18 protein-coding genes are annotated in these 21,214 nt (G+C 60.2%); 17 read left to right on the forward strand and 1 reads right to left on the reverse strand.

Annotated elements, in window-relative coordinates; genetic code table 11:
- Nucleotides 1–137 precede the first annotated feature (137 nt).
- Nucleotides 138–1,079, forward strand: a complete 942-nt coding sequence (locus ACIOVB_RS05835) for a YncE family protein (protein WP_401265714.1) — start codon at nt 138–140, stop codon at nt 1,077–1,079.
- Nucleotides 1,080–1,095: 16 nt separating this feature from the next.
- Here the strand turns inward: ACIOVB_RS05835 and ACIOVB_RS05840 are convergent, their stop codons facing one another.
- A complete protein-coding gene (locus ACIOVB_RS05840) occupies nt 1,096–2,793 on the reverse strand; it encodes a sulfatase-like hydrolase/transferase (protein WP_401265716.1) in 1,698 nt (565 codons plus the stop codon).
- Between the two features lie 390 nt (nt 2,794–3,183).
- Between ACIOVB_RS05840 and ACIOVB_RS05845 the strand changes: the two genes are divergently transcribed.
- The 16 genes from ACIOVB_RS05845 to ACIOVB_RS05920 all read left to right on the forward strand — a co-directional run bounded on the left by ACIOVB_RS05845 (nt 3,184) and on the right by ACIOVB_RS05920 (nt 21,136).
- Nucleotides 3,184–4,536: a UDP-glucose dehydrogenase family protein gene (locus tag ACIOVB_RS05845; RefSeq protein WP_401265719.1), complete on the forward strand. Its 1,353-nt coding sequence runs from the start codon at nt 3,184–3,186 to the stop codon at nt 4,534–4,536.
- The gene (locus ACIOVB_RS05850) at nt 4,533–5,570 is read left to right on the forward strand and encodes an NAD-dependent epimerase (protein WP_401265721.1); all 1,038 of its coding nucleotides are present in this window, start codon (nt 4,533–4,535) and stop codon (nt 5,568–5,570) included. Before ACIOVB_RS05845 ends, ACIOVB_RS05850 begins: the two co-directional genes overlap by 4 nt.
- A gap of 18 nt (nt 5,571–5,588) precedes the next feature.
- Nucleotides 5,589–6,335 (forward strand): sugar transferase, encoded by a 747-nt coding sequence (locus tag ACIOVB_RS05855; protein WP_401265723.1) that lies wholly within the window; start codon nt 5,589–5,591, stop codon nt 6,333–6,335.
- Nucleotides 6,335–6,982 (forward strand): CpsD/CapB family tyrosine-protein kinase, encoded by a 648-nt coding sequence (locus ACIOVB_RS05860; RefSeq protein ID WP_008084477.1) that lies wholly within the window; start codon nt 6,335–6,337, stop codon nt 6,980–6,982. Before ACIOVB_RS05855 ends, ACIOVB_RS05860 begins: the two co-directional genes overlap by 1 nt.
- A 21-nt stretch (nt 6,983–7,003) precedes the next feature.
- Nucleotides 7,004–8,026: a polysaccharide biosynthesis/export family protein gene (locus ACIOVB_RS05865; RefSeq protein ID WP_187677041.1), complete on the forward strand. Its 1,023-nt coding sequence runs from the start codon at nt 7,004–7,006 to the stop codon at nt 8,024–8,026.
- Between the two features lie 17 nt (nt 8,027–8,043).
- Nucleotides 8,044–9,636, forward strand: coding sequence for a GumC family protein (locus tag ACIOVB_RS05870; protein WP_401265725.1), 1,593 nt, complete (start codon nt 8,044–8,046; stop codon nt 9,634–9,636).
- The gene (locus ACIOVB_RS05875) at nt 9,633–10,727 is read left to right on the forward strand and encodes a glycosyltransferase family 4 protein (RefSeq protein WP_401265727.1); all 1,095 of its coding nucleotides are present in this window, start codon (nt 9,633–9,635) and stop codon (nt 10,725–10,727) included. Before ACIOVB_RS05870 ends, ACIOVB_RS05875 begins: the two co-directional genes overlap by 4 nt.
- Nucleotides 10,724–12,091, forward strand: a complete 1,368-nt coding sequence (locus ACIOVB_RS05880; protein ID WP_401265730.1) for an O-antigen ligase family protein — start codon at nt 10,724–10,726, stop codon at nt 12,089–12,091. Before ACIOVB_RS05875 ends, ACIOVB_RS05880 begins: the two co-directional genes overlap by 4 nt.
- On the forward strand, nt 12,088–13,056 hold the full coding sequence (locus ACIOVB_RS05885) for a glycosyltransferase (RefSeq protein ID WP_401265732.1): 969 nt from the start codon (nt 12,088–12,090) through the stop codon (nt 13,054–13,056). The genes ACIOVB_RS05880 and ACIOVB_RS05885 overlap by 4 nt, the downstream gene beginning before the upstream one ends.
- Nucleotides 13,049–14,185, forward strand: coding sequence for a glycosyltransferase family 2 protein (locus ACIOVB_RS05890; RefSeq protein ID WP_401265733.1), 1,137 nt, complete (start codon nt 13,049–13,051; stop codon nt 14,183–14,185). Before ACIOVB_RS05885 ends, ACIOVB_RS05890 begins: the two co-directional genes overlap by 8 nt.
- Before the next feature lie 13 nt (nt 14,186–14,198).
- The gene (locus ACIOVB_RS05895; protein WP_401265736.1) at nt 14,199–15,200 is read left to right on the forward strand and encodes a polysaccharide deacetylase family protein; all 1,002 of its coding nucleotides are present in this window, start codon (nt 14,199–14,201) and stop codon (nt 15,198–15,200) included.
- Entirely contained in the window at nt 15,197–16,504 is a 1,308-nt protein-coding gene (locus ACIOVB_RS05900) for an oligosaccharide flippase family protein (protein ID WP_401265739.1), read from the forward strand. The genes ACIOVB_RS05895 and ACIOVB_RS05900 overlap by 4 nt, the downstream gene beginning before the upstream one ends.
- On the forward strand, nt 16,501–18,423 hold the full coding sequence (locus tag ACIOVB_RS05905) for a hypothetical protein (RefSeq protein WP_401265740.1): 1,923 nt from the start codon (nt 16,501–16,503) through the stop codon (nt 18,421–18,423). The genes ACIOVB_RS05900 and ACIOVB_RS05905 overlap by 4 nt, the downstream gene beginning before the upstream one ends.
- 68 nt (nt 18,424–18,491) lie before the next feature.
- Nucleotides 18,492–19,181 carry an N-acetyltransferase gene (locus ACIOVB_RS05910; protein ID WP_401265742.1) on the forward strand — a complete coding sequence of 230 codons (690 nt, stop codon included), beginning with the start codon at nt 18,492–18,494 and terminating at the stop codon, nt 19,179–19,181.
- 4 nt (nt 19,182–19,185) lie between these two features.
- Entirely contained in the window at nt 19,186–20,373 is a 1,188-nt protein-coding gene (locus ACIOVB_RS05915; protein WP_401265744.1) for a GNAT family N-acetyltransferase, read from the forward strand.
- Complete coding sequence (locus ACIOVB_RS05920; protein ID WP_187677030.1) at nt 20,345–21,136, forward strand: ChbG/HpnK family deacetylase; 792 nt, start codon at nt 20,345–20,347, stop codon at nt 21,134–21,136. Before ACIOVB_RS05915 ends, ACIOVB_RS05920 begins: the two co-directional genes overlap by 29 nt.
- Nucleotides 21,137–21,214 lie beyond the last annotated feature (78 nt).

Raw genomic sequence — 21,214 nt, forward strand, 5'->3', positions numbered from 1 at the left:
GCGGCCGCGGGTGTTTTTTGTGGGCCGGTACCTGTCAACTCTGACAGTAGCGCAGTACAGGGCACGGGTATCTAATAGGCTCGCCCATTAGACAGGCCGTCGAACAGGGACAGTTGAGTGCAAAAGGCAATGCCAACATGAAGACAACCATCGTGTATGAATCGCTCCCTGCTTTGCTCAAATGCACCTCCCGGGTCATCGAGGTCATCACAGTGGGGCGTGAACCCGGCGCCATCGCCCTGCACCCGAAACTGCCGGTTGCCTATGTATGCAATACCGAAGGCCGCAGCCTGTCGATCATTGATCTACAGTTGCACAGAGTGAGCGCGCTGATACGACTACCCATCCGGCCCATGGCGATCGTCATCGATAACAGCGGTATGACCGCTTATATAACCGGCCTCGATCAACCGCTGGTACTGGCCATCGATACCCGCCGCCAACGTATCCGTCAGACCATCAGCGCTGCCCAAGGACATTCGTTTGCACTCAGCGCTGACGGCGCGCGGTTGTTTGTGCACAGCAATAGCCATGTAAACGGGCATATCCATGAGATTGATACGGCGAGCGCCAAAGTCGTCGCCTGCTTCGATACCGGGCCGTTCACCAGTGGCGCGGCATTGAGTGCCGACGATCGGTTGTACTACTGCGACTACATCCATCATGAACTGCGGTTCCTGAACACCCGCAATGCCGAGACGCAGATTGTTTTGACCCTCCCCAGCTCATTTGAGGAGGTGACTCTAAGCCCCGACAATCAGTTGGCCTACGTGCCCTATCGCAGCGCCGATAGCAGCACTGCGGTCATCGATCTGGGCAGAGGCAAACTGATTGACTTGATCCCGACCGCTCAATTACCCCACGGGTTTTTCGTCAGCGCGGACGGCCGTCTCGCCTGCTGTTGCAGTGCCGGCGAACGAACGGTCTCAATCATCGATACCGTATCGCGGCGCAGTATTCACACGTTTACGGCCGGCGAATATCCGCAAAGCCCTATGTTCAGTCGCGACCGTCAGCAACTGTATGTCTGCGACTCGTCAGCCGATGCGCTCTGGGTGTTTGCCTTGCAAACCGACTGAGCGTTTGCCTCGAAACCTACTGCCCCGCCGCCACACTGGTCGCAGCCTGCGACGGCGTCACAATGCTACCCAGATCAATATGCTTCCATTCAGGCTTGGCCCCCAGCCGCGCATTAAAGCGATAATTGAAGGTGAACTCATCCCCCGTCGGCACCGTCAACGGCTTGCCATACACCGCCTCGATCCCCGCCAGGTCGTAACCCATCAACTGCAACAGAGTCGGGAAGATGTTGTAGTGACTGGAGCGATCCTTGTTCGCCGCCAGTTGAGCGGGCCAGTCCAGTGTCTTCAGGTTGCTGCCGGAAATCACCACCAACGGCACCAACCCCTCTTCCTCCACCGGATCGCCTCCACAATGCGTGTTGAGCCCTGGATTGCCACGCTCATGCAGATCCTGGCCATGATCGGAGGTGTAGATCAGCAACGCATTGTTGAGGTTGGCCTGGGCAAACACTCGCGAAAAGAACTCGCCGACATTCCATAAAACAGTGTTCTTGTAGGCGTTGCGGTACAGCACCCAGTCATCCGGCTGACCGTTGAAACCGTTACGCTCGCCAGTGTCGGCCACTTCAGTGAACTGCCCACGCGGCAAGGTCGGACGGTACGCCATGAAGGCATCCGGATATTTATCGTGCACCGGGAAATGCGCGCCGACCTTGTTGATCAGGATCAGCTCTGACTTATCGTCGTTGAGCAGACTGATCAGCTTCGCCGCTGCGGCCATGTCGCGGTCGCGCACGCTGGTCTGGTCGAATTGCACAAACTCGTCGATGTCCTTTTTCTCGGCGTCGTTCATCAGGTTCTGCAGGTTGCCGGCCGTGCGCTGGGCGTCGATATATACGGTGCGCAGCCCGGCATTTTTTGCGTACTGCCAGATTGACGGCAACGTGCTGTTGATGCGCACGTAGTCGGCGCGGGTGCCGCCGTAACGCAGGGTGATGTTGGTGTCGGCGCTGCAATTGGCAATGGACGCGGCGTAACCGTAATTGAAAATGTCTACGCCGGCCTGCGGTTGTTTGAGGTTGCTGTGCACGCCGAACGGCGCGTTGATGTCCAGGTAATTGCCGGAAATGCTTTCGTCGATGATCAGCACGATGTCATGGCCGACCGCTTGCGCGTTGCGCGCCAGCGTTACCGGTTCACGCGGGCCGACGGTGTTGTGCAGTGCTTCATAGGCAAAAAGATTCAGATAGGCCAGCGGCGTGTACATGATCGGCAAGCCACGGGCGCCCTCGCCTGCACGCAAAAACAGCACCGCACTGAGCAACAGCACGCCACAGATCGGTGCCGCAACACGCAATGCATTCGGCACCCTCAGTGAATGCCGTGGTTTCAAACCGATGCCAAACAACAGCAACAAGCCACTGAGGGCGCCGTGGATGATCGCGTCGCGATACTGGTAAGCCGCCTCCTGAATGAAGCCGCCGGAGTACACCAGCGAGACGAAGCTGCTGTAGTTCAGGTAATCCGCCGTGACCCGGGTATAGACATCAAAAAACACCGCCGAAACAAACATCGTCAATGCGAATAAATGTCGAACGAGAGTGTGCCGTATATAGGCCGTTAGATATAACGCTAAAGTAAGCGCCAAAAACATCGCGCCAAAAAGAAGCACAGCAAAACCCAGGCCGATAGCATTTAACCGCTCTATGTAATATTCGGAATAAAGCAGCAAATAAACAATTAAAAGCAGTTCTTTGGCGTATCTGAACATGGGCAATACCGGTCGTGCAAAACGGCAGAGGGTCAAGGGATTGTCGGTCAAAACCTGACACTAGCACCCGGCCATCAAAGCGCAAGAATTGACTGTTTTTTTTAGAAAGCGTCAAAAAAAAGATGACTCAAATCTGACACACCACAAACGCTACAAGCCTTAAGACTAGAGGCTTACGACCATCCATCGCTTATTTGAAATCTGAACAAATCTGCAAAAAATCAACAAATCTAATCGCAGCAATGACTTGATGGCTAATCGCCAAAAAACGCTCAAGTGTTATACAGGTGCAACATGTCATTTTGCTGACACGCTTTTCAAACCCTGCGCTATACCCCTTTTACAGTCTTCTTCCGAACTTCTTCTTTTCGCTCTATCGAGGGTGCGCAGATGGACGTGAGCGTATTTGGCACGGGCTATGTTGGACTTATACAAGCCGCCGCACTTGCAGATGTCGGTCATCGGGTTTTATGCGTTGATATTGACCCGAACAAGATTAAACAACTGCAACAAGCCGTGCCGCCTATTAGTGAACCAGGACTCTCCAGCACCCTTGAAGAAAACATTAAGGCCGGGCGCCTGCTGTTCAGCACCCAGGCCAGCGACGCGGTCGAGCATGCCGAATTGATCTTCATCGCGGTCGGCACTCCGGCCGATGAGGACGGTTCCGCCGACCTCAGCCACGTACTCAATGTCGCTCGGCAAATCGCTTCGCACATGGAGGCCGATCGCACGCTGATCATCAAGTCCACGGTGCCGGTCGGCACGGCGGATCAGGTGTTGGCCGCCGCCAACAGCGAATTGCTGCGCCGCGGCAAAATCGATTTGCAGGTACGCGTGGTGTCCAACCCCGAGTTTCTCAAGGAAGGCAGCGCCCTCGCCGACTGCATGCGCCCGGACCGGATCATCGTCGGCACCCGCGACGAAGAAGCCCGCGAGCAGATGAGCGAGTTGTACGCACCGTTCTGCCGCAATCGCGAAAAACTGATGTTCATGGACAACCGCAGCGCCGAGCTGACCAAGTACGCGGCCAACGCGATGCTCGCCACCCGCATCAGTTTCATGAACGAACTGGCCAACCTCACCGAACTGCTCGGCGCCGATATTGAAGCGGTGCGCAAGGGCATCGGCTCCGACCCGCGCATCGGTTACCACTTTATCTATCCGGGCTGCGGCTTCGGTGGCTCGTGCTTTCCCAAGGACTTGCGCGCCCTGCTGCACACCGCCGAACACAACGGCATGCCGCTCAAACTGCTGCGCAGCGTCACCGACGTCAACGATCTGCAGCGGCACATTCTCTTCAGCAAATTGAAAGCGCAGTTCCCCCAAGGCCTGGCCGGCAAGTCCATCGCCATATGGGGACTGGCGTTCAAACCGAACACCGATGACATGCGTGAAGCGCCCAGCCGCTACCTGATGGATGCGTTATGGGCCGAGGGCGCCAGCGTGCAGGCCTACGATCCGGAAGCCATGTCCGAATGCCGACGCATTTACGGCTACCGCAACGATTTGCACCTGTGCGCCACCCGCGACGACACCCTCGAAGACGCCGATGCACTGGTGATCTGCACCGAGTGGAAAAACTTTCGCGTGGTGGATTTCGAGCTGCTGGCCAGCAAACTGCGCTCACGGGTGGTGGTCGACGGACGCAACCTTTACAACCCGGAACATCTCGCCGCAGCGGGTCTGCATTACAGCGGCATCGGCCTGCGCCACATCGCCCCCGAAGGGCTGCGACCATGAAGATTCTGGTCACCGGCGCGGCTGGCTTCATTGGTGCCCATTGCGTCCTTCGGCTGATGCGCGACGGGCACTCGGTGGTCGGCCTGGACAATTTCAACGCCTACTACGACCCGCAGCTCAAGCACGACCGCGTGCAATGGGTGCGCGGGCAGGTCGGCGATTTCCAGCTCGCCACGGTTGACCTGGCCGATGCGTCGGCCATCGACGCGCTGTTTGTCCGTGAACGTCCGCAAGTGGTGATCCACCTCGCCGCGCAGGCGGGTGTGCGTTATTCACTGGAAAATCCGCGGGCGTATCTGGACAGCAACCTCAACGGTTTCCTGAACATTCTTGAAAGCTGCCGGCATTACCCGGTCGAGCATTTGATCTACGCCTCATCCAGCTCGGTGTATGGCGCCAACCAGCACACGCCCTACTCGGTGAAGGACGGGGTCAATCATCCGCTGTCGCTGTACGCCGCGACCAAGAAAGCCAACGAGCTGATGGCCCACAGTTACAGCCATCTGTTCGGCATTCCCTGCACCGGCCTGCGCTTTTTCACCGTGTACGGCCCTTGGGGTCGGCCGGACATGTCGCCGATCCAGTTCGCCCGGGCGATCAGCCAAGGCGAGCCGCTGAAGCTGTTCAACTATGGCGAGCACCAGCGCGACTTCACCTACATCGACGACATCATCGAGAGCATCGCCCGTCTCATTGATCAGCCACCGCTGCCCCAGCCCGAATGGGATCGCGAGCAACCCGACCCGGCCAGCAGCATGGCGCCATGGCGGCTGTTCAACATCGGCGGGCAACACCCTGTGGCACTGAAAACCTATCTGGCGCTGATGGAAAAACACCTCGGCCAGAAAGCCATTGTCGAGCTGCTGCCGCTGCAACCGGGCGACGTGCTCAATACCTGCGCCGAGGCCAGCGATCTGGCCCAGGCCACCGGGTTTCAGCCCCGGATAGAGCTGGACGAAGGACTGGGGCGGTTCATCGCCTGGTTCCGCGACTACTACCCCACTGCCTATCGCCCACGTGCCGCTCGCGGCTGAATTTATGTGGAGGACTCCATGACTGGACATGAAAAAGGTGTGCCGATCCAAGAGATGCGTCGTGACAAGCGCGTCGACCCCGAGCACCGAATGCGCCTCGATGCGGCGATTCACCGCCAGGGCCGCGGCTGGTTCACCGGTCGCGATGGCGGTCGGCCATGGCAACTGTCGCGTACCAATCGGGTGGTGGCCTGCTTCGGCGCACTGACGATTCTGCTGTTGATTTCGCCGCTGTTGATTGGCCTGGCACTGATCATCAAATTCACCAGCCAAGGGCCGGTGATGTTCGTGCAGAAACGCACCGGCTACCGCGGTCGCAAGTTCGGCATGTACAAATTTCGCACCATGGTCGCCAACGCCGAAGAGCTGAAAGAGTCGCTGCGTCACCTCAACAAGCACGGGGTCGACGCCATCGACTTCAAAATCGACAAGGACCCACGCATCACCGGCATCGGCAGTTTTTTACGGCGCACCAGCCTCGACGAACTGCCCAACCTGATCAACGTGGTGACCGGTGACATGCGTCTGGTCGGCCCCCGCCCGACCTCGTTCAACGCTTACCGCTACAAGGACAACCACCTCGCACGTCTGGCTATCTACCCCGGCATGACCGGCCTTTGGCAGATCTCCGGACGCAGCAACATCGACTTCGACCAGCGCGTTGAGTTGGACCTCAGCTACATCGCCGAGCAAAGCCTTTTGCTTGATCTGAAGATCCTGTTGAAAACCCCCTTCAAAGTATTCAGCGGCCACGGAGCAAGCTAATGGACGGTTCAACCAACAAAAGCCTGAGCATTGCCAACCCCAGCGAATCGAACCTGACGTCGACCGTGCTGGATCTTGATCTGCGGATCCTGTTCCTGACCGCCGCCAACCCCGGTGCCGGCACCACCACCAGCGCTTTGGCGCTGGCCAGTCAACTGGCGCAAATGAGCAGCGGCCAAGTGCTGCTGGTCGACGCCAGCCAGTCGGCGAGCAATCTCACCCAGCAGTTGAACCTGAGCAAAGAGCGCGGTCTGCGTGACTTGCTGTTCAATCCGGATAACCCACCACTGCTGCAAGACTGCGTGGTGCAGGTGTCGAGCCTGCCATTTCACGTACTGCCCAATGGCCGGCCGATCCGCACCATGGAACACCTGACCGCCGAGCGTTTGAGTCCGTTGCTCGACCAGTTGGGCAGCCAGTACCGCTTCGTGGTGATCGATGGCGACGCGGTGTACTCCGCCGCCGACACGCTGGTCATCAGTACTCAGGTGGATGGCGTGGTGTTTGTCGTTCGCGCCGAAGACACCCGCTGGGAAGTCGCCCAGGCCGCCGTGCAACGCCTGACTCAGGCCGGGGCAAAAGTGGTCGGTAGCGTGTTCAACCGGCGCAAGTACTACATGCCTAAATGGCTTTACAAAAACCTGTAAGCGAACGCAAAGGATGACGCCATGAACGCCAAGATTCTTGTGCTGCTGATGCTGCCGCTCGCGGGCTGCTCAAGCACCTCCGAAACCCAGACCATGCCGGTGAATATCCTCACCGCCGCCCCGGCCAACGCCCAGGCGACCGACATGCCGAAGATCGAGCAGACCCTGCGCCCACAGGATGTGCTTGACGTGATTTTCCACATCAGCACCAGCGGCTCGGACGCTTATCGCGTGCAGTCGGGTGATCAGATCGGTCTGAACTTCACCGCCGCCAGCCAGCTCAACGGCAACCAACTGGTGCTGCCGGACGGCACCATCGAACTGCCGGGCGCCAACACCTCGGTGAAAATCGCCGGGCTGACCAGCGAGCAAGCGCGTGAGGAAATCCAGCGTGCGTATCAGCGCAAACAACTGTTCCAGCCCAACCGCAATCAGTTGACCGTGCAGATCATCAGCCCGCTGACCAACGAACAAAACCTGAAAAACGCGCTGAATCACCCAGCCACCGGCATGAGCCGCGAGATCACTGTGGGCACTGACGGCTACGCCAGTTTCCCCGAGATCGGTGCCGTGCCGCTGCAAGGCATGACCGTCAATCAACTGGAAACCTTCCTTAACCAGAGGTACGCAAAACTGCCTGGTCGGATGACTGTGGATGTGCTGCTCAAATCCACCGCCGGCAACGAGATTTACGTGCTCGGTGAAGTCGGTCAGCCAGGCTCCTACCCGATTCGCCGGCCGGTCTCGGTGCTTGAAGCGCTGACCTTGGCGCGCGGAACCAACGTCAAGGCGCGGCTGGACTCGGTGGTGATCATGCGTCGCAACGGCAATCAGGTGCAGGCCGTGCATTACGACGTAGAGAAAGCCCTTTCCGGCGATGCTTCGCAGATCGCGTATCTGCAACCGGACGACATGCTCTTCGTACCGAAAACCAAACTGGCCAGCGCCGGCGAACTCGCCCGGCAATTGGCCGACGTGGTGTTGTTCCAGGGCGTCGGTTTCAGCTTCGGCTACCGCGTCGACAACAAAGACAGTGATAACTAACTCTCAGGTGACCGACCATGAACCCAAAGGAAAACTACCTGCATGAGTTCTTCAGGATTTTCTTCGCCAACAAGCAACTGGTGAAGCGCGTCTTCCTGACCTTTGCAGTCATCGCCCTGCTGCTGCCCCTGTTGCTCAAACAGAGCTTCGATATCACCGCGCAAGTGATCGTGCAGTCGAAAAAACTCTCCCAGGGTGACGCCACCACGTCGCTGACGGTGGACAACGCCACTTTCATTCCACCTTCACTGGCGGACATGGAAACCGAGAGCAATATCCTCCGTTCGCCAGCACTGATCCGCCAGACCATCAGCGAATTGCGCGACAAAGGCGAATACACGCCTTCGCCGGGCATCTTCAGCAAACTGGTGAGCGAGCCGTTCAAGCGCTACATCAGTTCGCCGCTGCGCCAATACGTGATCAACCCGACGCGCAACATGCTCGGGCTGGAAACCGATCCGGTGCGTGACACGGCGCTTGATGCGTTGACCCAGCAAGCCATCGACAGCCTGAAAATCGAGACCCTGCCCGGCTCCAACGTGATCTCGATCATCTACAGCTTCCCTGACCCGCATCAAGGCACGACGTTTGTCTCCGCTCTGCTGCAAAACTACCTGTTCAGCCGCCAGGCGCTGCAATCGATCGACCTGCCACAGTCCTTCTATGAATCGAAGAAGCACCTCTATCAAGTGCGCCTCGATGGCTTGGAAGGCAACCGTCAGGCCCTGCTGGAGAGTGTCGGCGCGTCCGATCCGAAGGAAGAAATCACCTTCCGTTTGAACGCGATCAACACCGAAGAGCAAGCGCTGAACCTGTATCGCGACCGCCTGCTGCAAAGTCAGCGCTGGCTCGAATACCTGAAAACCGCGATGACCGCCGCCAGCACCAGCAAACTCAACGATTACACCTTCCCCTTCACCTTCACCACCACAGTGGACAACGTGGCGTTCGAGGATCGGGAAATCAAACAGATGGGCGAGCAACTGACCACCCAGGTCAGCCGCTATATGAATGACCTCGCCGTCTTCCAGCCCAGCAGCGAACCGATGCTGTTGACCCGCGAGCAGATCGCCCGCACCCGTCAGCAATTCCTCAAAGTGGTGAGCAATCGCATTCAGGAACGCACCAACGATCTGGCAGTGGTGCAACAGGTGATCGATCAGAAAACCGCGCGCATCACCGAGTTCAAGGCGCGCATCCGCGACCTGCAGCAAACCCAGAGCAAGCTGCGGCAGATGGACACCGAAATCGACGCCTTGCATGCCGCGTTCTCGACCTACGCTCAGCGCTTTGCCGAAAGCAGTACAACCGGTGCGCTAAACGATGATCTGTCCAACGCCCGGGTATTGAGCCCGCCGTTCGAACCGACCGAAGCGGCGTTTCCCAAGCCGGGGCTGATTATCCCGTTCGGCATGCTCACCGGTCTGCTGCTGGCGATCGCTTTCGTCTACGTGCGTGAGTTCTTCGATCATCGCTTCAAACATCCGGCACAAATCAGCCACGAACTGGGCATTCCGGTGCTGTTGGTGATCAACGACCAAAACGTGCTGCCGAGCAATCCACACAAGAACTGGACGGTGCCAAGCTTCTTGCACTGGGTGCGCAATTGAACACCGCGCCTACCCCGAACGCCGCGCTGCCGATCATTCATTTGCTCAGCAGCGGCGGGTTCTATGGAGCCGAGCGGATGTTGCTGGATCATTGTCTGGCGACGCCGGGGCAGCATCAGGTGCTGTTTCTCGACGCGCCGCCAGAACTGATCGCGCGCTTTCGCGAGGCCGGGGTGGACTGCCAGGGCTGTGCCGGGCTGGGTGAATTGCTGCGGCACTTGCGTCAACGGCAACACGAGCAGCCGCTGATCAACACGCACAACTTCAAAGGGCTGCTGTTCGGTTGGGCAGGCGCAACGCTGTTGCGCCTGCCGCTGGTGATCACCCAACACGGGTTCACCCCGCGTAGCCGCAAGCAAAAGTTCTACACCTGGCTCAGCCTGCAACTGTGCCGCACTGCTTCGGTAAACCGGGTGGTCTGCGTGGCGGAAAGCATCGCCGTGTTGCACCGTCAGGCCAGTGTCCGGGCGGAGAAGTTGCAGGTGATCCCCAATGGTTTGCCGGCCGCCCCTGCGCAGATGGTCCACAACACTGATCGGCCACGCTGGCTCGCCGGATATGTCGGTCGGCTCAGTAGCGAGAAAGGCCCGGATCTGTTTCTTGATGCGCTGATTCCACTGTGTCATCAGCATCCGCAATTGGACGCTGTGATGCTCGGCGACGGCCCGGAACACGAGGCATTGCAGGCGCGTATCGACGGCGCCGGCTTGAAGCAACGGATTCGCTTGCCCGGTTATCAGATCGCGATGCAACCCTGGTGGCAGCAACTCGATGCGCTGGTGATCAGCTCGCGCACTGAGGGCACGCCGATGATTTTGCTGGAGGCGATGCAGGCCGGTGTGCCAGTGGTGGCGTTCGGTGTTGGCGGGATTCCCGATGTGCTGGAACACCGGCACAACGGGTTACTCGCCGAACCGGCCGACAGTGCTGCCCTCGCCCGCCAGCTCGACGCGCTGTTGAACGAACCGAAACTGGGGCGGCAACTGCGCGACAACGCAAAACGCACGCAACAGGATCGCTACGACCTCAAGGCGTTGGCCGAACGCTGGTCGCAGCTGTACATCCGCACGGCACGGGAGGCACGCGCATGATTTTCCCGCTCTCGATCGTCAGTTTGCTCGGTCTGGTCTGCATCGCTTTGCTGGCCAGCCCTTATCCTTATCTGGCGCCGGGAGCGGTGCTGGGCCTGGTGGGTTTCGCGGTGTTGTATCGCAAGCCGACCTGGGGCCTGCTCGGTATCGTTGCGCTGGTGCCGTTCGAAGGTTTCTTCAAGGACAGTCTTCTGTCTGGAAGCAAACTCCTCGGCGCTTCGCTGGCAGTGATCCTGATGTTGCAACTGGCTCTGCACCAGATGCCCTCGGAGCGCCTGCGCAGCAATATCTGGCGTTACTTGATCTGGTTCATGGTTCTGTACTTCCTGAGCCTGTTCAATACCGATGACATGGGCATGTCGCTCGGGCACCTGCGCGAACTGAGTGTCGGCCTGGTGCTGTTTGTCATCACCCTGCTGATCGGTCGCGAACTGAACCTTGATCTGTTCGCCCGACTGGCGACTCTGGCCATCAGCACCACCTGCGCCATGGCCATGTTCTCGGCAAAGTTCCAGGATCAGGGCCGTGCCGCCGGGTTGCTCGAAGACCCTAACGCTTTTGCCATGCTGATCGCCTTCGCCATTCCGCTGGCGCTGCTGCTGGTGATCCGCAGCCCGAACCTGTTGCATCGGTTGTTCTGGGGCGGCTGCTGCATTCTGTTACTCGGTGGCATGACGAAGACCGAATCGCGCTCGGGGCTGGTGGTGGTGGCCTTGAGTCTGTTGATCGGCTGCTGGCATTACCGCTCCCAACTGACGCGGATTCGTCCTCGGCATTTAGGCTTCGCCATGCTTGGCGCGGCAATCGTGATTCCGTTGGCCATTTATGCGATGCCCGCCGGCTACATGGCGCGCATCCAGTCGCTGAGTATCCTCAGCGCCGGCTCCAAGGCGCAGGACGAGTCCCTTGGTCGCCGCGCTTCGTACATCGTGGTTGGCAGCCAGATGATCCGCGAGAACCCGCTGCTCGGTTCCGGCCCGGGCACCTTCCCGCTGCACTACGCCACCACCGGTTACGCCAAGGCGTTTTCCGCCAACCGCAAGATCGGCGACCTGTACCGCCGCGCCCACAACACCTACCTGGAAATCTTCAGTGAGATCGGCGTTCCGGCCGGCCTGTTGTTTGTCTGCATGCTCGGCCTCGGGTTGTACAACCTGATCCGCGCGCGGGCAGCGTGGATGCTACGACGCGATTGGCAACAGGCCGACTTGATGACCCACTTGGGTGTGAGTTTTCTGTCGCTGACCCTGTTCCTGATGTTCCTCAGCGCACCGAACCAGAAATACGTGTGGATCATGCTCGCGCTGACCAGCGTCCTGCGCCTCAAAGCCGAGCAAGCCCCATTGACGGAGGCCAAGGCATGAGCCGGATCAGTATCGTCCTCCCGATGTTCAACGAAGCCCGGCACATTGGCCGCACCCTGCTGGCCGCGCAAAAAGCGGCGCATGCGGCCAATCTCGAATGCGAGCTGATCGTGGTCGACAACGGCTCCAGCGATGACGGCCCACAGATTGCCCGGCAGTTCGGCGCTCACGTGCTGGTCATGCCCGGCCTGTTGATTGGCGCCCTGCGCAATCGCGGTACGGCCATCGCCACGGGTGAATGGCTGGCGTTTATCGACGCCGATATCGAAATGCCGGAAGACTGGCTGAAGCCGCTGTTCGATCTGGAGGCCAGTGCTCAGGCCGACGTGTTCGGCCTGGATCTGCACACCCCTGCCGAAGCGCCTTGGTACGCCACCGCGTGGCAGCGCCGCACCTTGCGCGTGTCCTCGCAGACCTCACATGGAGTGGACTGGCTGCCGAGCTCCAACCTGCTGATGCGCCAACGCTGGTTCGACAAGGTCGGCGGTTTCAACGAAAGCCTGCGCACCGGCGAAGACAAAGAGTTCACCCTGCGCCTGCGCCAACACGGTGCGGTGCTGCTGTCGATCAACAACAACGTCGCCCTGCACTGGGGTTACGAAATGAACTGGCGCGAGTGGATGGGTAAGGAAATGTGGCGTCAGGGCAGTCATCTGCAACTGTTGCGTACTCACGGTTACAGCCTGCGTCTGCTACGTTTTCCGATACTGTCGATCGCGGTGTGGATTCTGGATTTTCTGGCGATTTCTGCACTGCTCGACGGCTTCCCGCATCACGCCGCGATCATGGTGATGTTGACCTTGTTACCGGGCCTGGTGCTGAGCATTCGCCAGAGCATCAAACATCGCGATGTCGGCCTGACCCTGCAACTGTGGGGCTTGCATTGGCTGCGTCTGCATCTGGCCGGTGCCGCGTTCATTCTCAGTCTGTGTCATTGGAACGCCAGGAGGCCCGCCCGTGGCTGAATTCATGTTCTGGATGTGCCTGTTGTTGCCGGTGTACGCCTATATCGGTTATCCGCTGCTACTGACGATCTTGGCGCCGCTGTTTCCGGCTTGGCGCCACACCCCGGCGCCGCCGCTGAACATCAGCATCGTGATTGCCGCGCACAACGAGGCGCGGCATATCGAGCACAAGTTGCGCACTCTGCTGGCCCAGGATTATCAACCGGCGACGCTGCAAATCATTCTCGCCAGCGACGGCTCGAGCGATGACACCGTGGCGTGCGCGCACAAAGTTGTCGATCCGCGCATCACTGTGCTCGACCTGCCGCGCCAGGGCAAAGCCGCCACTTTGAATGCCGGCGTGGCGCTGAGCAGCGGCGACATTCTGGTGTTCACCGACGCCGACAACCAATGGTCGCGCGACACCCTCGGCCACTTGCTCGCGCCGTTTAGCGATCCGCAGGTCGGTGCCTGTGCCGGGCACATGGTGATTCCCGTCACAGGCGGCGGCTTGAGCGTCGGCGACAGCCTCTATCGCCATTACGAAGGCTGGCTGCGCCGGGTGGAAAATCGCACCGGCTGCATGGTCTCCGCCGACGGGGCCCTGCTCGCCCTGCGCCGCGAGCTGTTCCAGAACGTCCCGGCCGAAGTGAACGACGATTTCTTTATCAGCACCTGCGCGCCAGTGGCGCACAAACGCATCGTCTACGTGCCCGAGGCGCAGGTGATCGACCACGGTGTAGACGAGGCGGATAAACAGTTCCGCCGTCGTCAACGTGTCACCGTCGGTGGCCTGCAAAGCCTGGCCCAGCGCAGCGAGTTGCTCAACCCACTCAAACACGGCCTGTATTCGCTCGCGCTGATCAGCCACAAACTGATCCGCCGTCTGGCGCCGATCCTCCTGCTGCCGTTGCTGCTGAGCAACTTCTGGCTGTGGAACGAGCATGGTTTCTATCGCCTGAGCCTGATCGCGCAACTGTTCGGTTACGCCGTGGCGATCGCCGGACTGCTGGATTCGCAACACCGCTTGCCCAAACCGTTTCGTCTCGCAGCCTTTCTGCTGGTGACACTGGCGGGCATGAGCATCGGCCTCTGGCAGTTCTTGCGCGGCCAGCGGTATGCCCAGTGGAATCCTGAACAGAACCGTTAAGAGGACCGAAGCCATGGCGATCAAACAACTGCTAAAACGCACCAGTGGCTGGCTCTATCTGAACTCGCACGTGGGGCGTAATCAATTGCAAGGCGCCGGCGTGATCCTGATGTTGCACCGGGTGCTGGCCAACGACCGCGCAGCCGACCTGCCGCACCGCAACGAATTGTGCGTCGGGCCCAAAGCCTTCGAGCATTTGCTCGTGTGGTTGCGCCGACACTTCGACTGCGTGCCGCTGATGGAAATCCTCCAGCCCAACTCCCTGCGCAGCGAGCGCCCACGGGTGGCGCTGACCTTCGATGACGGCTGGCGCGACAACGCGGTCAACGCCTTCCCGTTGCTGCAAAAACATCAGGTGCCAGCGAGCATTTTTCTCTCCACCGACTTCATCGGCAGTCGGCAGCGCTTCTGGTGGGAAAGCCTGGGCGAAACCCTGTGGGGCAGCCATGGCGACAAGGCGCGTATGCACTTGATCGAATGCCTGCACGCCAGCGGTCATCCGGTGCCCGTGCTGGTGGATGACATTGATGTCGATCGACGCAGCCTGTCGATGCTGCATTACCTGCAAGGGCTGAAGACGCTGGCGCCACGAGAACTTGAACGTCTGACCGATGAGTGCCCACCGGAATCACAACCGCAAGCCCTGGACTGGCATCAGGTGCGCGCACTGGAGGCGTCCGGTCTGGTGCGGTTCGGCCCGCACGGCGCCAGTCACGCGATCCTCACCGGTCTTGATGACGTGCGTTTGGACGAAGAAATCAGCCGTAGCCGCCATGCCCTGCAAAACGGCTGCAACCGGCCGCTGCCGGTGTATTGCTACCCCAACGGCGACAACGACGAGCGCGTGCGCAAGCAGATTGCCGATCACGATTATCCGTTTGCGCTGGGCACCGGCACCGGCATTTATCGCGGTGAAGGCGATCCGCTGAACCTGCCGCGTTTCGGGGTCAGTCAACGTACCGCGCGCAATCCGCAGTTGCTGTCGTGGCGGATTTTTCGCGGGGCGCGGCCATGAGTCGAGGCAACTACCTCAAGCACCTCGCCCTGAGCATGGGCACCAAACTGGCGATGATTGCCCTGCGTTTGCTGCGCAACGTGCTGCTGGCGCGGATCCTCGGGCCGAGCGAACGTGGTTTGTTTGCCCTGCTCAGCACCCTGCCGGACTTGATCAGTGCCGCCACCAGCGGCGGCTTGAATTCGGCGGTCGGCTATCAAGCCGCCAAGCAGCGGCCGATGGGCTTGTTGCTCAGCCAGGTGTTGGTGTTCGGGTGTTTGCTCGCCGCTTTGCTGACCTTGCTGGTGGTGGCGCTGGCGCGTGAGTTTGGCAGTGAACTGGATGTGACGATGCAACTCGGGCTGCTCGCGTGGCTGTTGCTGCTGGCGGTGCCGATGACGGTGCTCAAAAGCGGTCTGCTGACCTTGCACAACGCCTCCGGCGGCGTGGTCGCGTTCAACGTCTTGCGTCTGGTGGAATCGCTGGCGCCACTGCTGCTGTTTCTCGGCTTGTTCTGGATGTGGAAAAGCGCCGCCCTGGAAGCGGCGCTGATCAGTTGGCTGGCCGGGATAAGTCTGGTGGTACTGGTCGGTTGGGTCTGGCTCAAACGCGCGCAGCCGCTGCAACTGCAATGGGATCGTGCCAGCCAGAAAGAACTGCTGCGCTTCAGTGCGCGCAGCCATCCGGATCTGCTGTTCCAGCAAGTGATTCTGCGTTCGGACTACCTGTTTATCGGCGCCCTGCTCGGCAGCACCGCGCTGGGCCATTACGCCATGGCCAGCGCCGCCGCCGAACTGCTGCTGATCGTCCCGGAAGCGGTGACCACGCCGCTGATGAAGCGCCTGTTGCAGCAGGACGCAGGCATGGACAAGGTCACCCCGCTGGCGTTGCGCCTGACCGCCACGGTGATGCTCGGTGCCTGCCTGACCATGGCGGTGATCGGCGAATGGCTGATCGTCACGCTGTTCGGCGCTGCTTACCAACCGGCCTATCCGGCGCTGCTCGCCTTGCTGCCGGGGCTGTTGGGCTTGTGCTACGCGAGCATCCTGCGCCTGGACTTGATCGGCAAAAATCGTCCCGGCACGGTGTCCATGCTGATGGGCCTCGGCGCCCTGCTCAATCTGGCACTGAACCTGGTGTTGATTCCCGCCTACGGGATCGTCGGCGCCGCAGCCGCTTCGTCGATTGCTTATCTCGCCGTCACCTTGGCGATGCTGGTGTTGTACTGCCGCCTGAGTGGCGTACCGTTCTGGCAAACCCTGATCATCCTGCCCAGCGACATCACCCCGATGTGGCTGATGCTGCAACGTCGGAAGGCCGCATGAAAGGCCTGGTCCTGTTCTTCGGCCTCGGTCTGTCGCTGGACGCGTTTGCAGCGTCGATGCGTTGGGGCGAGATCCGCGACGGGAGCCTGTATCTGCAAACCGATCGCCCGGACACAGTGACCGTGCGCTGGACGCCGGCATGGCAGGCGGATGCCAACGAAGAGCATCTGTACTTGCTCGACGGTCAGGGCAAGTTGCAGGGTGAGCGGTTTATCAAAGCCGACGAAATTCGTGGCAGCCAGAGCTGGCCACTGGTGCCCGGCGCAGCCAGTTATCGACTGGAAATCCCCGGCTACAGCTTCCGCAATTACCGGGTCGAACATGACGAACGTACGATCGCCTTGTTCGCCCCGGCCAAGGTGCATTTCAGCGTCGATACCCGTCACGGCGACGAGCTGTTTTTCAGAGTCGCGCCGGGCGAGCGCGCGGTGCTCGCCGGCAAATTTCACGGTGGCGTCACCGCGTTGCAGGCGCAGCGTGCAGCTGATGGGCAATCGTTGACGCTGGCGCTGAAACCCTATCGGGCCTATTGGCAATTCGATAAGGTCGCGCTGCCAGTCAGCGACCGTGAACAAGTCTGGCGCATGCGCGTGCAAGGCAGCGGTAAAGCGGCGTTCTGGCTCGACGGCACGGCCAATCTGTTTGCGCAGAATCCGCAGCAACTCAAAGCCGTACGCGAAGACGCCGGTCAGACGCGTTTGACCCTGCACGACAAAGTCCTCGGGCGCACGCCGGATCTGGGTATCGCCCTGCCCTATGTGATGCCGCCGCCAGCCAGTCACGCCGCGCTCGATGCGCTGAAACCGACAGCGGCGAGTTACTACAGCTTTGTCGATGTCACGGCGAAGGAACCGCATTTCGAAGACGCGTTCCGCCAGTTTTATCAGGATCGTTTCGGCATCAAGCACGACATCACCCTGCTCGCCGGCAGTCAGCGTCAGGCTGATCTGCGCGCCGATGTGCAAAGCAACAGCGGCCTCGACGCCTGGCTCGCCGGCACCCGCGCCCTGGGTGGCAAAGGCACGCATTACATCGGTTTCGCCGACGAGCCTAATCTCAACTATTCAAGCTACGAACAATACCGGGCGATCTTCAGCAGCATGGCGCGGCAGGTGCGCAGCGACCCAGCCAACGCCAAGGCAGGCGTGCGCATCGCCATGCCGGCCAGTTCGCGGCTGGTCAATGGCCCGTTCGCCAACAATGCGGCCGACAAACGCGGCATCGATTGGGCGCGGCGCTTGCTCGCGGAGTCCGTTAATCAAGTCGATGCGCTGGCGTGGCACGAATGGATGATCCGCGATCTGCTCGCCACCCGCGTCTACCGCGACAGCGTGCGTCGTGCTGCTGAACTGGTCGGCCTCGATGGCCAGGGCCAACCGCGCAAAACGCTGCTGCTCGATCAGACCAATATGTCCAGCGGCTCCAGCCTCAGCCCCTACGATCAGGAAACCCACTACGCGTCGCTATGGTGGGCCTCGGTGGTGATCAACGCCTCGCAGGACGGCTTGCTGAGCATGCTCAACTGGTTTCAGGCCGCCGATGAGCCGCAGTACCCCAAGGGCATGTTGCGGGTGTCGGCCGACGAAAATCGCTTCGAACTGAAACCGGTGGGGCTGGCCCAGCAGTTCATTGCGCAACACTGGCTGCATCAAGTGTTGTGGCTGGAAAACGATGCGTTTGAAGTCGATGTGCTGGCGATGGCCGGCGAGGAGCAGCGTGAGCTGCTCGGCGTAAACAAAGGCACGCGTTTACAGCGTGTCGATCTGAGCGGTGCCAAGTGCCCGCTGAACAACGGCGCGTTGCGTTACTTCGGCGCCGACAACCGCAGCCGCGACGCGCCTTTTCACTGCCAGGACGGCCGTGTGCGCTTCGAGCTGCCAGGACAAACGCTATTCGCTCTGAGTTGGAGCGCTTCATGACCGCCCTTTTGATGTTCTGCCGCGCCGGCGTTCGGCCGCGCGACGCATCGTCATCAGGAGTGAACACCATGAACATGCTGCGAAAACTGACTGAAAACATCCGGCAGAAAGGACTCTCTGCCACGGTGAAAAAAATTTGGAAGCACTACGTGTTTTTCCATCAGGAATTGCTGTGGATGGAGCGCGATCTGGTCAGCCCGGTGCCACCGCACAGCCTTAAACCTTATCCGCCGCTGCGGGTGGTGAAGATCACGGCGGACAACGCCAACGCCTTCGACCGCTATTTCGGCGACCGTGTCGGGACCATGGCCGAACTGGCCAAAGAAGGTCACACCGGGCACATGCACCTGGATGATCAGGGCGACGCCGTGGCGTTCATCTGGGGCTGCGCACAGGATTATTTCGACCGGCATTACTACGGTTGCCTGTTCCCGGTAAAACCTGGCGAGTTCTTTGAGTTCGGCGGTGAACTGACCCGTGCCTATTGGGGCACCGAGCTGTCTGTGGACCTGCAACTGGAGTTGTGGAAAGCCATGACCGCCCAGGGCTGCGACACAGTTGTCGATGTCTGCGAGTTCCATAACGTACCGGCGCTCAAGCTGCACCTGCGCATGGGCTATACCGAACAACACCGGATCATGAATGTTTACACCCTGTTCGGTCGCTGGCGCTTCTACCGCGAAACCCGCTACAGCGGTTCGCGCCTGGATGCCCTGCGCAAACCTTCCCGACCACCTGTAACAGCAACGGCGGCCTGAGCCTATGGTGACGCGATTCGAATGGCGCACTTCACTGTGCGCCGCCGACTTCCCGGCAGCAGCCTATGAGACGCTGCGCCTGCGGGTGACGGATCACACGCCGTTCAACAACCTTGGCTGGTTGTGTGCGGCTGAGCAGGCACTTGGCGAGGGTGAGCATCTGCACATTCTGCTGGGTTGGGAAGCGGAGGAATTGCGTCTGTGCTTGCCGCTCGTGGCGAGTCGAGAGCGCTTTTTCGGCGTACCGCTTCGAGTGTTACATCACTTGGGCTATCCGCTGGCCGATCGACTGGCATTGCTCTCTTTGCTCGGCAGCGAAGACATGCGCGAGGCCTTGCTGTTGATCCGCCAACGCCTGCCCCACGCGTTGCTGCAACTCAACGAATTGTCCGAGCCCGCCGGTGAAGAAAGCGCCCTCACCGAGTGGATGGCCCAAAGCTCCACCGGTGAGCGACGGCTGAGCTGTCGGGTGCCAGTGCATCTGATCAGCGAGGCGGATCATCAGGAAGTCTCCGGCGATCCACGCTACAAACTGCGTCGGGCGCGCAAGCGGATTGCCGCCTGCGGTGCCGAGGTGCGGCGGATCATTCCGGATGCGATTTCGATGGGGCCACTGCTACAGCTGATCAGAGAAGTCGAAGCGGTGAGCTGGAAAGGTGACGAAGGCGTCGGCATTTTCGCCAGCGAACACAGCCGCCAATTGATCGAGCGCGCGTTCACCGCGCTCGCCGACCAAGGCCTGGTGCGGGTGGTGACGCTGGAGTTGAACGGGCGTTGCATCAGCTACCGGCTCGGGCTGCTCGAACAGGGTCGACTCTACGATTACAACCTCGCGTTCCTGCCGCAATACGCTGATCTGGGCAGCGGTCGGGTGTTGCTGGAAGAGTGGATTCGCTGGGGCCTGGACGATCACTGGCGCTGGATCGATGCCTCGCGGGTGAGCCTGGAAAACTCCAGCCATCAACTCCATGAGCGCATGACCGGGCAACTGGAACACTGGCGCTGGAGCTTCTATTCCTGGCGGCCCAGTGGTCTCGCACTCGGCCTGGCGTTGCGCGTATGGCAGCGGTTCAAACCTGCACTGCAGCAGTGGCGAGCCAAGCGCGCAGACAAACCTGCACCCGTCGTCAAACCTGTCGCGATCACCAAGGAGGGCGAACAACATGCCTCGCCAAGTCATAGTCAACGCTGACGATTTCGGCCTCAGCCCGAACGAAAACGCGGTGATCTTCGCCGCGTTTCAGGCCGGGGTCATCAGCTCCGCCACCGCCATGGCCACCATGCCGGCGTTCGAAGCGGCCTGCGCCATGGCGCGGCATCCGTCGCTTGAGGGCCGGGTCGGGCTGCACTTCAACTTGACTTACGGGCGACCATTGAGCCAGGCGATTCTGGCTCGTCGCACGTTCTGCGATGGTTATGGTGTGTTCGACCTCAGCCTGCCGCGCCATCGCTTGTGGCTTTGCCGTGAGGATCGCGACGCGGTGCGTGAGGAGTTGCAGGCGCAGTGGCAGCGCTGTGTCGATCACGGTGTGCGCCCGAGCCACATCGACTCGCATCAGCACGTTCACAACATCTGGCCGATTGGCGAGATCGTCGCGCGCTTCGCCGCGCAGCAAGGCGTACCGATTCGGCTGGCGCGCAATCTGGGGCAAAACCTCAGCCTGCCCAAACGCGTGTTCAAAGGTCTGCTCAATTGGCGTTTGCAAGGTTTGGCCGGGGCCACTGCCGACTACGTCTGCACGCCGGTGGACCTGCGCAACGACAGTGCGCCGACCGACGGTGTGCTGGAAATCGTCGCCCATCCGACTCAGCTTGGGTCGGATTTCGGCGATGCCTATCTCCCCACTGACGAGTCCCTGAGCCGCGTGCTAGAGCGGCAGCTGAAGGGCGTTCCACGGGTTTCCTACGCAGATCTGAACAAGGAGTTTGTGCGTGGTGCCACGGCACTCGATTGACTTACATACCCTGCAATACTTTCCAGGATGGCACTTTGAAATGAAATTGAAGGCTTGATCTATACCCACAAAAGCACC

The organism is Pseudomonas sp. NPDC087639, from assembly GCF_044743385.1.
GTDB lineage: Bacteria > Pseudomonadota > Gammaproteobacteria > Pseudomonadales > Pseudomonadaceae > Aquipseudomonas.

Bases quoted from the DNA above. Each gene is read 5' to 3' on its own strand.
- ACIOVB_RS05835 (WP_401265714.1), top strand. From the start codon at position 138: ATGAAGACAACCATCGTGTATGAATCGCTCCCTGCTTTGCTCAAATGC.
- ACIOVB_RS05840 (WP_401265716.1), bottom strand. From the start codon at position 2,793: ATGTTCAGATACGCCAAAGAACTGCTTTTAATTGTTTATTTGCTGCTT.
- ACIOVB_RS05845 (WP_401265719.1), top strand. From the start codon at position 3,184: ATGGACGTGAGCGTATTTGGCACGGGCTATGTTGGACTTATACAAGCC.
- ACIOVB_RS05850 (WP_401265721.1), top strand. From the start codon at position 4,533: ATGAAGATTCTGGTCACCGGCGCGGCTGGCTTCATTGGTGCCCATTGC.
- ACIOVB_RS05855 (WP_401265723.1), top strand. From the start codon at position 5,589: ATGACTGGACATGAAAAAGGTGTGCCGATCCAAGAGATGCGTCGTGAC.
- ACIOVB_RS05860 (WP_008084477.1), top strand. From the start codon at position 6,335: ATGGACGGTTCAACCAACAAAAGCCTGAGCATTGCCAACCCCAGCGAA.
- ACIOVB_RS05865 (WP_187677041.1), top strand. From the start codon at position 7,004: ATGAACGCCAAGATTCTTGTGCTGCTGATGCTGCCGCTCGCGGGCTGC.
- ACIOVB_RS05870 (WP_401265725.1), top strand. From the start codon at position 8,044: ATGAACCCAAAGGAAAACTACCTGCATGAGTTCTTCAGGATTTTCTTC.
- ACIOVB_RS05880 (WP_401265730.1), top strand. From the start codon at position 10,724: ATGATTTTCCCGCTCTCGATCGTCAGTTTGCTCGGTCTGGTCTGCATC.
- ACIOVB_RS05885 (WP_401265732.1), top strand. From the start codon at position 12,088: ATGAGCCGGATCAGTATCGTCCTCCCGATGTTCAACGAAGCCCGGCAC.
- ACIOVB_RS05895 (WP_401265736.1), top strand. From the start codon at position 14,199: ATGGCGATCAAACAACTGCTAAAACGCACCAGTGGCTGGCTCTATCTG.
- ACIOVB_RS05900 (WP_401265739.1), top strand. From the start codon at position 15,197: ATGAGTCGAGGCAACTACCTCAAGCACCTCGCCCTGAGCATGGGCACC.
- ACIOVB_RS05905 (WP_401265740.1), top strand. From the start codon at position 16,501: ATGAAAGGCCTGGTCCTGTTCTTCGGCCTCGGTCTGTCGCTGGACGCG.
- ACIOVB_RS05910 (WP_401265742.1), top strand. From the start codon at position 18,492: ATGAACATGCTGCGAAAACTGACTGAAAACATCCGGCAGAAAGGACTC.
- ACIOVB_RS05915 (WP_401265744.1), top strand. From the start codon at position 19,186: ATGGTGACGCGATTCGAATGGCGCACTTCACTGTGCGCCGCCGACTTC.
- ACIOVB_RS05920 (WP_187677030.1), top strand. From the start codon at position 20,345: ATGCCTCGCCAAGTCATAGTCAACGCTGACGATTTCGGCCTCAGCCCG.